Annotated in this window: 9 protein-coding genes and 1 riboswitch; of the genes, 4 read left to right on the top strand and 5 right to left on the bottom strand. The window is 37.5% G+C overall.

Annotated elements, in window-relative coordinates:
• Window positions 1-247: 247 nt before the first annotated feature.
• The 4 genes from ACFVQC_RS17045 to ACFVQC_RS17030 all read right to left on the bottom strand — a co-directional run bounded on the left by ACFVQC_RS17045 (window position 248) and on the right by ACFVQC_RS17030 (window position 7,080).
• The gene (locus ACFVQC_RS17045; protein WP_377889957.1) at window positions 248-1,459 is read right to left on the bottom strand and encodes a NupC/NupG family nucleoside CNT transporter; all 1,212 of its coding nucleotides are present in this window, start codon (window positions 1,457-1,459) and stop codon (window positions 248-250) included.
• A gap of 363 nt (window positions 1,460-1,822) precedes the next feature.
• On the bottom strand, window positions 1,823-3,574 hold the full coding sequence (locus ACFVQC_RS17040; RefSeq protein WP_377889955.1) for a C40 family peptidase: 1,752 nt from the start codon (window positions 3,572-3,574) through the stop codon (window positions 1,823-1,825).
• Window positions 3,575-3,784: 210 nt separating this feature from the next.
• The gene (locus ACFVQC_RS17035) at window positions 3,785-4,669 is read right to left on the bottom strand and encodes a D-amino-acid transaminase (protein WP_080019097.1); all 885 of its coding nucleotides are present in this window, start codon (window positions 4,667-4,669) and stop codon (window positions 3,785-3,787) included.
• A 482-nt stretch (window positions 4,670-5,151) separates the two neighbouring features.
• Window positions 5,152-7,080: an LTA synthase family protein gene (locus tag ACFVQC_RS17030; RefSeq protein ID WP_002144821.1), complete on the bottom strand. Its 1,929-nt coding sequence runs from the start codon at window positions 7,078-7,080 to the stop codon at window positions 5,152-5,154.
• 549 nt (window positions 7,081-7,629) lie between these two features.
• Between ACFVQC_RS17030 and ACFVQC_RS17025 the strand changes: the two genes are divergently transcribed.
• Both ACFVQC_RS17025 and ACFVQC_RS17020 read left to right on the top strand, forming a co-directional pair.
• The gene (locus ACFVQC_RS17025; RefSeq protein WP_377889952.1) at window positions 7,630-7,995 is read left to right on the top strand and encodes a YkvA family protein; all 366 of its coding nucleotides are present in this window, start codon (window positions 7,630-7,632) and stop codon (window positions 7,993-7,995) included.
• Window positions 7,996-8,042: 47 nt separating this feature from the next.
• Complete coding sequence (locus tag ACFVQC_RS17020; protein WP_070145518.1) at window positions 8,043-8,534, top strand: metal-binding protein; 492 nt, start codon at window positions 8,043-8,045, stop codon at window positions 8,532-8,534.
• Window positions 8,535-8,666: 132 nt separating this feature from the next.
• Here ACFVQC_RS17020 and ACFVQC_RS17015 read toward each other — a convergent pair whose 3' ends face one another.
• Entirely contained in the window at window positions 8,667-8,984 is a 318-nt protein-coding gene (locus ACFVQC_RS17015) for a magnetosome magnetite crystal formation protein family (RefSeq protein WP_002112931.1), read from the bottom strand.
• Window positions 8,985-9,269: 285 nt separating this feature from the next.
• Here ACFVQC_RS17015 and lldP point away from each other — a divergent pair, with 285 nt between their 5' ends.
• Entirely contained in the window at window positions 9,270-10,925 is a 1,656-nt protein-coding gene (lldP, locus tag ACFVQC_RS17010; protein ID WP_088060539.1) for an L-lactate permease, read from the top strand.
• A 70-nt stretch (window positions 10,926-10,995) separates the two neighbouring features.
• Window positions 10,996-11,111: riboswitch (TPP riboswitch) on the top strand.
• A gap of 112 nt (window positions 11,112-11,223) precedes the next feature.
• Window positions 11,224-12,984: a phosphomethylpyrimidine synthase ThiC gene (gene thiC / locus ACFVQC_RS17005; protein ID WP_377889947.1), complete on the top strand. Its 1,761-nt coding sequence runs from the start codon at window positions 11,224-11,226 to the stop codon at window positions 12,982-12,984.
• The last annotated feature ends 137 nt before the right edge of the window (window positions 12,985-13,121 follow it).

Raw genomic sequence — 13,121 nt, 5'->3', positions numbered from 1 at the left:
CTTACAGATAATTCGTGCTGGATATTTGTAGTATGCACAATTATTAAGAAATGGATCATGTAGCTGGAAGTTTTTTGGGGCGAGATACATCAAGTAGTATCCTTCTTGTACAAGAAAAAATAAACAGACATACTAATTATTGTAACATATTGTCTATATATCTAGACATAAAGGATTTAATATATATAAAAATTATGTTTATACTATATAAAAAAGCCTCCTTTTTAAAAAGGAGGCTTTCATGAATTTATAGGAACATCATACCTGCAACTGCTGCGTTTAAGAAGTTCGCTAGTGTACCAGCGATAACTGCTTTGATCCCTAATTGTGCAATTTGTTTACGGCGAGTAGGAGCTAACGTTCCTGTTACACCTAATTGAATTGCGATAGAAGAGAAGTTTGCGAAACCACAGATTGCGAATGTTAAAATTAGATTTGTTTTTTCAGAGAAATCTGCCATGTGTGGTCCTAAGTTTGCATATGCAACGAATTCGTTGATTGCAAGTTTTTGACCGATGAAACTAGCTGCTTGCACGGCTTCGCCCGGTGAAACACCGATTAAGATTGCAAATGGTGATAGTAAGTAACCGAAGATTAAATCAAGGCTAAGTTTAATATCGAACCAAGAACCAACCCATCCTAATAGGCCATTTAATAAAGCGATTAATGCGATGAAAGCCATTAACATTGCTGCTACGTTAATAACAAGTTGTATACCTTCAGATGCACCGCGTGCAGCTGCATCGATAACGTTTGCGTCTTCACGTTCTGTAGAAAGTTCAACGTTATTATCTACTTTTTCTGTTTCTGGCATAATTAGTTTTGCAATTAATAAACTTGATGGAGCTGCCATAATTGCTGCTGCTAATAAATGTTCTAATGGAATGCCCATCGCTGCATAGCCGACAAGAACTGATCCGGCAACAGCTGTCATACCACTTACCATAATAGTGAAGAACTCACTGTTAGTTAAACGTGCTAAGTATGGTTTAATTAAAATTGGTGCTTCTGTTTGTCCTAAAAATACAGTCGTTACTGCATTTAAGCTTTCTGCTTTAGAAGTTCCAAGAAGTTTGCTTAATGCACCACCAATGATACTAACAAATTTCTGCATAATACCTAAGTAATATAAGATTGCTACTAATGAACTAATAAATACGATTGGAAGTAGTGCTTGAATAACGAAAACAAATCCCCAAGGGCCTTTTGCGTTGACTAAATCCCCAGCAACGAACCTAATTCCCTCGTAAGAAAAATTAATTAATCCTTGAACGCCGTCAGCAGCAACTTTTAAGCCTGCTTTTCCAGCATCCCATCGTAATACAATAAATGAAAATGACATTTGTAATGCTAGCGCGATTAAAATTGTGCGCCAATTAATAGCTTTGCGGTTGGAAGATAGTAAGAAAGCAATTGCTAATACTCCAATCACGCCGCCAATTCCCCATAAAAGATTCATGCAGTGTATGCTCCTTCCTCATAGTAAAAAAGTGTATAACACAGTTGTCTATACTTCTGCAAATATAACATCTTAAGTAACTTATCATAATGGACATCAGAGGTCAAACGTCTGTCGAAAAGTTTAAATAAAAAGAAAATTCTTTGAAAAAACACATATAAAATGAATTGACATGAAATAGGTTATGTTTTTTATGGGAATATATTCATTATGATAACGTTTTGGGCAATTTTTGTAGAATATAGTGTATGAAATAGGAGAATGAACGCATAATTTTTTCGTGGAGAGAATAAAAGGGTATTCATATATATAGTTATTTAAAAAAGAGCCTTCTAGTAAACTAGAAGGCTCTGAAACTATAACTTAAGGTGCTTTCGTATACCCTAAGAAATGGCTTTTCCAATAAGAGTTGCTTAATGAAGCGATTGCTACACCTTTATCTCCAGATTGGATAAATGATCCCCCGCCAAGGTAGATACCCATGTGAGAAGGACCTGCTTTATAAGTGTCTTTGAAATAAATTAAGTCTCCAGGTTGTGGACTTGAAGTTTGTGGTAAGCTGCTCCAATATCCAGCAACACTTTGACGGCTAATGTTATGACCAAATTTCTTAAATACGTGGTAGATGTAACCACTGCAGTCAACACCGTTAGCAGAAGTACCGCCCCAAACGTATGGTACGCCTTGCATAGATTTCGCGTATGCAAGTAGAGAAGAACTGTCACCGCTATTATTAGTATTATTGTTATTGTTGTTATTATTTTGATTGTTATTTTGGTTTTCGTTAGGCTTATTATCTACTGCGCCGCCAACTGGTGTTTTAGATAGGAAACGTGTTCCGATGTAACCAGTTTGACCGTTGTAGTTAATTTTGCTCCATCCAGAGTTTTCAGAGATTACTTGAACCTTCTGTCCTTGTGGAAGTGCGCCTATGATTCTATAATTTGTACCTTCGCCGCTACGTACATTTAGTGCAGAAGCATTAATGTAGTAGTCGCCAATTGCACCTTGATCAGGTTGTTTTGGCTGATCAGGTTGTTTCGGTTGTTCAGGAGTAGCAGTGCCACCTTTAACGAATTTTACAAATTCGCTACTAACATAGCCTGTTTTTCCTTGGTAGTTTACTTTAAACCATCCGTTTTCAGATCCAACTACGTTTAATGTTGTACCATTTAACACGCCGCCAATTACACTATGGTAAGCAGCAGGGCCTGTACGAACACGTAGAGATGTTGCGTTAACGACGTAAGTACCACCAGTTTGAACAGTTCCATTATTATTTTGCTCTTGGTTGTTACCTTGAGTAACGTTTTCGTTAGAGCCGCCTTTTGTTACGTAGTCTTTGCTTAAGTAAGCTGTTTGTCCTGCGTAATTGATTTTGAACCAATCTTGAACTTCGCCTACAACTTGTACTACTTGTCCTTGTTTAACAGAACCTACAGTTGGATGAGAAGTGCTAGGACCTGTACGAACGCGAAGGGAAGATACATTTACTGTATAGTTTCCGCTTGCTGGTTGAACAGTTGCTTCATTGTTACTATTGTTGTTACTGTTTGTAGAGCCAGTATTTGAAGAAGCACCTGATACAAATTGGCTACTAACATAACCAGTTTGTCCGTTATGGTTGATTTTCACCCAACCATTTTCTTCTCCAATTACGTTTAAAGTTTGTCCTTCATATACACGTCCTGAAACAGAACTAGAAGTGTTAGGAGCTGTACGTACACGTAATACATCAGCAGTAACTTTATTGTTTCCACCTGTACTTACATTGTTATTTGTTTTTGCACCATTTTTTGATACAAATTCGCCACTAACATAGCCTGTTTGACCATTCTGGTTAATTTTGAACCAACCATTTTCTTCTCCAATTACGTTTAATGACTGACCATTATAAACGCGAGAGATGATGTCGTGAGAAGTACTTGATCCTGCACGAACATGTAATACGCTAGTATTCACCGTATAAGATGAACTGTTTGATGCGGAAGCTTGGACAGCTTGTGTAGCAGCTTTTTGTGTATTTTGTTCAGGGGCAGCTTGAACACTATCAAGTGTAGGTGCTGCTCCTCCTGCTACAGACACTGCCGCAAGACCGGCAAGGTATTTTTTCATAATTTGTCGATTCCTTTCTGTCTGTAATGTAGTGAAGAAATATTTACCAACTGTTAAAAATTCTAAAGAGCATGTCGATTACTGTCAAGACTTATGCGGTAATCTGAATATGACAAAAAGATTACAAGAAAAAATCAAGGCATAAATTCATACCTTGATTTCCATTTAAATACATATATTTGTTGTAGAAAGAGAGGAGATTATTCGTATTTAGGAAGATGTGCTGTTGGATTTTAAAAGGCTTTGAGAAAATGACCTTTGTAGTAATTTGGTGATAGGGCCAACTTGACCATCTTGAATCGCAGTTCCATCGAGATGTGTCATCGGCAAAATTTCAATAGTCGTTCCCGTAAAGAAGCATTCATCTGCTTGATAAACATCGCGAACGCTGAAAAGCTCTTCTTGTACAGGAAGTTGAAGAGTGTTAGCTAAAGAAAGGACGTACTGACGAATAATGCCGTTTAAAATAAGGTGATTGGCTGGATGCGTATACAGTGTTCCGTTTTTTATGAGAAAAAAGTTAGAGTGGCTACCTTCAGTTACAATACCATTCCGTACGAGAAGTGCTTCTTTACAACCTTTGCGTTCAGCTTTCGTATAAGCTAATACATTTGGTAATAAATTTAACGATTTAATATCACAGCGGAGCCAGCGTGTATCAGGTTCTGATATAGCACGTACACCGTATTCAATCCATAAAGATGGTCTTTCTTTTTTTGAAATATAAGCATAGATTGTCGGAGATGTGTCATATGAGAATGCATGTGCTCGAGCTTGTACACCACGAGATACTTGTAAGTAAATTGTTCCGTCTTCGTGGAAATTATTGTTTTCAATTAATTTGTAGAGTAAGATGATGAGTTCGGCTTTTGAGAAAGGGAGTGATAATTCTATTTCTTCCATGGATCGATATAATCTTGTTAAATGTGGGTCTAATAAGTGAAAGTTTCCGTTATAAAGGCGAATAACTTCATAGACGCCATCGCCAAATTGTAAACCTCTTTCTTCAAGTTCTATGTACGCGCGATGTTTCGTTGTATCAATAACTGCATCATTCCATAGTACAAATCTTTCGTATGCCAATTTTCGTCCCATCCTTTCGTTAGTACATGAATAAAAAGCACTCTAGTTATTTTTATGTAAGTAATTCTCCGCATATGACGTATATGTATTTGTAAATCATAGAGAAGTAGTGGTGATTTATAGCATTTTGTATATACAAATTCGAAAATGAGAAATAAGAATCCTGCTTTTTGAAAAAAAAAAAGCAACATTCTTATGGAATGCTGCAAAAGGAGGGTAGCTATCTTTCATAGGGACATCGTCTTTAAAGGTTTCATTTATGCAAACAAAACACTTGGAAAGACAATTATAAGAAAGTTGAAAACAAATGATGCGCATATTTCTCTAAGGGATCTTATTGAAGATGAGAGATAAGAAATATGTGGAACCTTGTTTACATATTTTATTATAAAGATGTTTCGTTAATGTGGTGTAAATATTAGGTGAAGGTTATGTAATTTTAAAGTTAATGTATAGAAGAATTTGTAGAGAGGAAAATAAAAAAGAGGCTGAGATTACTCAGCGCTCTTCTTTTCTTCTTTAATAGCCGTTTTTACTTCACCAGTTTTGGTCTTATTGCTTTCAGAGAAGCGAAGTAAGTCGCCTTCAATGATTTTGTCTGACATGTGCAATTCATTTTGTGCACGATCAATAAGTGGTTGAGCTTCCTCTTTCGGTAATTGTACAACTTCACCTGTGTTACGGTCGTAGAATGTACTGTTTGTGTACATGTACTTATCTGTAATGAAGCTACCGTCACGAAGAACAACGAATCCTTTATTGTCTGGTGAGAATACATCATGACCGAATTGGATTTGATTCGAAGAATCTACACCAAGTAGGTTTAGAATTGTTGGTTTAATGTCAATTTCACCAGTTGGTTTTGAAATTGTTTTACCCTCTTTTTGACCTGGAACATGAATAAACATCGGTGTTTTTTGTAAGTTCATATGGTCAAATGTAGTAATTTCTTCTTTTCCTAAGAACTGTGCCATTGCACGGTTATGGTTTTCAGAAATACCATAATGGTCACCGTAGAATACGATAACAGAGTTGTCGTAAATACCTTCAGCTTTTAGACGCTCAATAAAGTGCTTCATTGCTTCGTCTAAGTAGCGAGCTGTTACCATATAGCGGTCAAATACTCCATCACCAGAATTGTACTCGTCGATTAATTTCGTACTGTCATCATAAGTGAAGGGGTAATGGTTTGTTAAAGTAAGGAAGCGAGTATAGAACGGTTGCTTCACTTGTTTTAACATATCGATAGACTGATCGAAGTATTCGATATCTTTTAGTCCCCAGTTTAATTTTGTTTCTGGCGTAATCTTGTAGTCAAGTTCGTTGTAGTAACGATCATAACCAAGTGCCGGATACATAATATTACGGTTCCAGAATGTTGCGTTGTTTGCATGGAATACTGATGTGTGATACCCTTGCTCACGCAAAATTTCTGGAGTTGCTGTATATTCGTTGTTACCGTGTGTGAAGAATACAGCACCACGGTCTAGTGGATATAACGAAGTATCTACTAAGAATTCAGCATCAGATGTTTTACCTTGCCCAGTTTGATGGAAGAAGTTATCGAAGTAATAACTTTCTTTCGCAAATTGGTTTAGGAATGGTGTAACTTCTTGTCCGTTAACTTGCGCACCAATTAAGAATGTTTGTAATGATTCAAGAGAGACAACAATTACGTTTTTCCCTTTTGCAGTACCATACATATTTGGATCTGGTTTACTTTGTGTTGTTTTCACATAGTTTTCTGCTTCTTGTAATTTACTACTATCAGCAAACGCTTTTTGTGAACTTGATTTTGCTTGTAGGCCAAGATCGTATGCTTGGTGTACATATAATCCTAAGTTTTTAACAAGCATAACGCGGTCAAATGAACGTGTTAATAGTTCTGGACGCTCAGCTTCTGCAAATCCTAGGTTTACGCAGAAAATAGCAACTGTTGACACGAAGTATAGGGAACGCATCGGACGTGCTACACGCTCTGTCGGTGCAAAATCTTTCTTCTTTTTCAATAGAACGAAGAATACGATAATATCCGCAAATGCAAGGATGATTTTGAAGTTAAATAATTCTTTCACACTAGAACCTAAGCTCCCAAAATTAGATGTTTGTCCTAGTACTGGTAAAGTAACGAAGTCATTGTAGAATCCGTAGAACATTACGTTACCAACAAGAATGAACGTTAAGATAAAGTTAATTCCTAGTGCTATATAGTTACGTTTTTTCCCTTTTGCAAATAATGCAAGACCCACAAACAGTAATGATGCTGCTAATGGACTAATGAATAAAATGAATTCTTGCATGAAAGATTCAAGTTTTAAATCGAAGCTAGTGCGTGTAATGATGTAGGTTTTTAGCCATACGGCCAAAGCTACGAATAAAGTGAAACGCACATTTTGAAATTGTGATTTCATGGTTTCTTTCATTCATTTCCACCCTTTCTCTATCAGGCTTGGTCGATTTTGGAGCGAAAAATGCTAAAATAAAAAATACATAGTTTTCTTGTCCATAATTAGAGTTTCTATATTCACCCATATACGACTTTAACTATGCATACCCTTTTTGGTTTCTTGTGCTGCTCATAAGCATAACGTCATTTCTGTATTATACAACAAAATTCATTTCTGAGAAACACTATAACATTTTACATTTTTTGTATGTGATTTGTCACTACCAGAGAAAACTTTAACATTCGTTTATATGCTCGTCAACTAGAAAATATAACAAAAATAGAAAAGAATGTTAAGGGGAATTGAAAGTTTTTTGGTTGAGAAATATGGAATAGAAATCTTTAAGTGGTTGTCTAGAAAACTATTATATGAAGGAAAATACGAAAAATTAACGAACACTTGTTCTTTTCGGTTTTGTTTGTTACAATGAAATTTCATTGATAGATTATGTGTAATTTTGATGAACTTTTACTGATAACATAACATATTGTAGCTTATTTCTTTTGAAAATAGGGAGGCTTTTGAATGAAACAAAAATTTTCAGTTGAAGCGTTTTGGAAGAAAATAAAACATGTTGCGAAGCAGGCAGGGCAGTCGGTAATCTATGCGAGTTTATTGTTGTTTTACGTTTTGCAAAGACCGGATGTTCCAAAACGAGTGAAAATTATTGTCATCGGAGCACTTGCTTATTTCATTGCACCGATTGATGCAATCCCAGATTTCATTGCTGGAGTTGGTTATACGGATGATTTAGGTGCGTTAATGGCCGCACTATTACAAGCATCGATATACGTAAATGAAGAAGTGAAAGATAAGGCACGAGTGAAGTTGGCAGAGTGGTTTGTTTCGGATATAGACACATCATTTATCGATCAAAAATTAGATCAATAGGTGAGACCTGTCGGATGACAGGGCGAACGTAAGCGAGGAAGTGCATTATGCCATCAGGAAGAACGCATACGAAAATAAACTTAATATCCCTTCCGGTTGTTTTGTTTATGCTCTTTTCGTATGGATTAACAAATTTTGATTTTTTATTAACTTTTGCAATTGGCTTTTTAGTAGGTACTTCATTTTTAACACCGGATTTAGATACGTACAGTAATGCGTATAATAAATGGGGATTCCTCCGCATTTTTTGGTATCCATATAGGAGCGTAATGCCCCATCGTTCCTTCTTCACACATACGATTATAATTGGTGATATTATTCGTATTGCATACATGTTAATCGTATTTTCTCCGTTTTTATTCCTATTAAATATAATAGCATTCGACGGGAATTTAATAGAAATTGCGAAGGAACACGAGGTTGAAATTGTAACGTTTGTAATGGGAATTGTTGTGGCGAGTACGCTCCACATTATAGCGGATAAAGCGAATACGCGCCGAAAGAAAATGATGAGAAAAAAGAAGAAACGCAGAAGATAAAAAAACCGTCCCAAAAGGTATTTTGGGACGGTTTTTTTCTTATTAATAGGTAGGTTACTCTTGTCGAATCGCCGATAAAATTTCATTTACGATCATGCGACAGTTTAGTTTTAATCAAACGTTTGTTTAAAACTAAGCTTTCAGTACCTTAATACCTTTCACGATATTCCAAACGAAGTAGTATAAGCTAATGATTCCGCAAATGCATAAGACGATGATTGCTCCAATTCCAAGTGTTACGTCTGGTTGATCAGATCCGATGCCCATAATTCCTAAAATAACTAATCCAATAAATGAAGCGATGCTTGGAATGATATGTGTCCATAGAGCACGTTTTGCATGTGGTTTCGTTTCAGAATCGCCCACAATCCACACGATAATAGGGAATAAGATAGGCGCGAATAGTACACTAAAGTATGATAAAGCTGCTAATATTTTGTTTCCGTTCATATATATCACCTCATAAGTAATGTCCGTTGTTATACCTTTAGTATGCAGTAAATTTGGTAAGCTTCCTATCGATTAACATTACAAGAACGTGACGTTTTTGTAAGATTTTCCGTTTAAATGATAAAATTTTCAAAAAAATCTTTTTAAATGAAAATTGGTGTGATAAAATTAATGAAAACGTTTTCGTAGGCGTTTATATTTTTTAGACTTAAAGGTATGATGACCTGATAGTCTATTGATAAGGTTATATCTATTTAAAAGGGGATTCTTTAGGGGGAGAGAACAATGAACACATGGACACAAGTTTACGATCCGTTCGGTAACATTTGGATTTCGGCAGCAGTCGCACTTATTCCAATCATCTTTTTTTTCTTAGCTTTAGCAGTTTTCCGCATGAAGGGGTATGTGGCAGGATTTATTACAGTTGTATTAACGATTTTGGTGGCGTTATTTGCGTATAAAATGCCATTCACAATGGCAATGGCAGCGACTGGATACGGTTTCTTATACGGATTATGGCCAATTGCGTGGATTATCATTATGTCAGTATTTTTATATAAAATTTCTGTGAAAACAGGTCAATTTGATGTCATTCGTGCATCTGTATTATCCATTACGAATGACCATCGTTTACTCGTTATTTTAATCGGGTTTTCATTTGGAGCATTTTTGGAAGGGGCAGCAGGATTTGGTGCACCAGTAGCGATTACGGCAGCGCTTCTTGCAGGTCTTGGGCTAAATCCTTTATATGCAGCAGGTCTTTGTTTAATCGCAAATACTGCACCAGTAGCGTTCGGAGCGATGGGGATTCCGATTACAGTTGCTGGACAAGTAACAGGCATTGATCCACATAAAATTGGACAAATGGCTGGGCATCAATTACCGTTCTTATCTTTATTTGTTCCGTTCTTTATCGTATTTTTAATGGATGGTTTTAAAGGAGTAAGACAAACGTGGCCTGCTTTATTTGTAGCTGGTAGTTCATTTGCAATTACACAGTTTATTACAGCGACGTTTTTAGGGCCAGAACTTCCTGATATTACGTCAGCGCTTGTAAGTTTAGTAAGTTTATCGCTATTCTTAAAAGTTTGGCAGCCGAAAGAAATTTATCAGTCTAAAGAAGCAAATAGTGAAGTAGCAGCAACGACGACATCTATGCCGAAACTAACAGTAGGAAAAGTAGTAAAAGCATGGTCTCCGTTCATTATTTTAACTGTGATGGTAGTCATTTGGAGCCAAAGTTTCTTTAAAGCATTATTCGCTCCAGGTGGTGCTTTAGAAAGTCTCGTATTTAAATTTGAAGTTCCAGGCTTGCACAATTTAGTAATGAAAGCAGAGCCAATTGTAAATAAACCAACACCTTATGAAGCAATCTTGAAATTAGATGTTTTATCAGCGACTGGAACAGCAATTTTAATTGCTTGTATCATTTCTATCTTTATTTTGAAAATGAGTGCAAAAGATGCAGTAGCAACATTTAAAGAAACGTTAAACGAACTAAAAATGCCAATTCTATCTATTGGATTCGTATTAGGATTCGCATTTATCGCAAACTATTCTGGTTTATCTTCTACATTAGCGTTAGCACTTGCAGGAACTGGCGGATTATTCCCGTTCTTCTCACCATTCTTAGGCTGGATTGGGGTATTCTTAACAGGATCAGATACGTCAGCGAACGCACTGTTCTCGAATTTGCAAGCAATTACAGCGCAGCAAGTCGGTGTATCTGAAGTGCTTCTCGTTGCAGCAAATACAACGGGCGGTGTAACAGGTAAAATGATTTCTCCACAATCAATTGCGATTGCTTGTGCGGCAGTTGGACTTGCTGGGAAAGAGTCAGATTTGTTCCGCTTTACATTGAAGCATAGTTTATTTTTCGTTACTATTGTTGGGATTATGACGTATGTGCAGGCTTATTATTTAACGTGGATGATCCCGTAAACGAAAAATAAATAACCTTTGCATTTTTCAGATTATAGGGTATGATGGGAAAGTATTGAAAATTAAATCAGTGATAAACTAGGGGTGCCTAACGTATGCGTAGGCTGAGAGAGAAGCGTGTGAACTTCTTAACCCTTTGGACCTGATCTGGCTCGTACCAGCGTAGGGAAGTTAACGGCTTTACATAATTATGTCTTTATGAGCCAGGTCCTTATTTTTTTATGGACCTGGCTCTTTTTATTTTGGCATACGCTGGCCATATCTCGTCCTTGTCACGAACAGGGGGGCAATAAAGGTTATGAAACAGTCTGTTTCTGCAGAGCAAATTGAATTGAAATCGAGTTTACCAGGAAGTAAGAAAGTGTATGTGGATGGGCCTCGCGCGGGTATGAAAGTGCCGATGCGCGAGATTGAACAAAGCGATACGAATGGTGTTCAAAATCTGCCAATCCGTGTGTATGATACGAGTGGACCTTATACAGATCCAGAGTATAAAGTTGAGCTGGAAAAGGGGATTCCAACGCCGCGCCACTCTTGGACCCTGGGGCGTGGTGATGTAGAAGGATACGAAGGGCGCGAAGTAAAACCAGAGGATGACGGTGTGAAAGTGGCTTCAAAACATACACCTGTTTTCCCGCAAATGGACCGTAAGCCGCTTAGAGCGAAGCAGGGTGCAAATGTTTCGCAAATGCATTATGCGCGTAATGGCATTATTACGTCTGAGATGGAATATGTTGCGATTCGTGAAGGGGTAGAGCCTGAATTTGTTCGTAAGGAGATTGCAGAAGGTCGTGCGATTTTGCCGGCGAACATTAACCATCCTGAAGCGGAACCGATGATAATTGGACGTAATTTTCACGTAAAGGTAAATGCAAATATCGGAAACTCTGCTGTATCGTCTTCTATTGCAGAAGAAGTAGAGAAGATGACGTGGGCGACTCGCTGGGGTGCAGATACGATTATGGATTTATCTACAGGTAAAAACATTCATACAACACGTGAGTGGATTATTCGTAATGCCCCGGTACCAGTTGGAACTGTGCCAATTTATCAAGCGCTTGAAAAAGTAAACGGAATTGCAGAGGATTTAACGTGGGAAGTGTACCGCGATACGTTAATTGAGCAGGCGGAGCAAGGCGTTGATTACTTCACGATTCACGCGGGTGTATTACTTCGTTACATTCCAATTACTGCAAAGCGTATGACAGGTATTGTTTCGCGCGGTGGTTCGATTATGGCGCAGTGGTGTTTATTCCATCATAAAGAAAACTTCCTATATACTCACTTTGAAGAGATTTGTGAAATTATGAAGCAGTACGATGTTTCTTTCTCTCTTGGAGATGGATTACGTCCAGGTTCTATTGCAGATGCAAATGACGAAGCGCAGTTTTCTGAGCTTGAAACACTTGGTGAATTAACAAAAATCGCTTGGAAACATGATGTGCAAGTTATGATTGAAGGACCTGGGCATGTACCGATGCATTTAATTAAAGAAAATATGGAGAAAGAACTTGATATTTGTCAGGGTGCGCCGTTCTATACACTTGGGCCGTTAACGACAGATATTGCACCAGGTTATGACCATATTACATCAGCGATTGGTGCTGCGATGATTGGCTGGTTTGGAACGGCGATGCTTTGTTATGTAACACCGAAAGAACATTTAGGTTTACCAAATAAAGATGATGTACGTGCGGGTGTTATTACGTACAAAATCGCTGCGCATGCAGCCGATCTTGCGAAAGGGCATAAAACGGCTCATCAGCGTGATGATGCACTTTCAAAAGCACGATTTGAATTCCGTTGGCGCGATCAATTTAATTTATCTTTAGATCCTGAACGTGCGATGGAGTATCATGATGAAACGTTGCCAGCAGAAGGGGCGAAAACAGCTCATTTCTGTTCAATGTGTGGACCGAAGTTTTGTAGTATGAGAATTTCGCATGATATTCGTGAATATGCGAAAGAAAATGATTTAGAAACGACAGAAGCAATTGAAAAAGGAATGAAAGAGAAAGCGGTAGAATTCAAAGAAACTGGTAGTCACTTATATCAATAACACGTTACACCTCTTTACTTGATTGATCACACTGTACCTAACTTAAATATAGAAGAAGCCCCCTTTGCTAAGACGGTAGCAAAGGGGGCTTCTGTTGTCTATCCCGCTATTTGTGGGCAGTAAAACTCCCACCTCAA

The organism is Bacillus sp. NPDC057893 (genome assembly GCF_042796455.1).
GTDB lineage: Bacteria > Bacillota > Bacilli > Bacillales > Bacillaceae_G > Bacillus_A.
The sequence above is the reverse complement of the archived record's forward strand: the minus strand, read 5'-3'. Positions and strand labels throughout refer to the sequence as shown.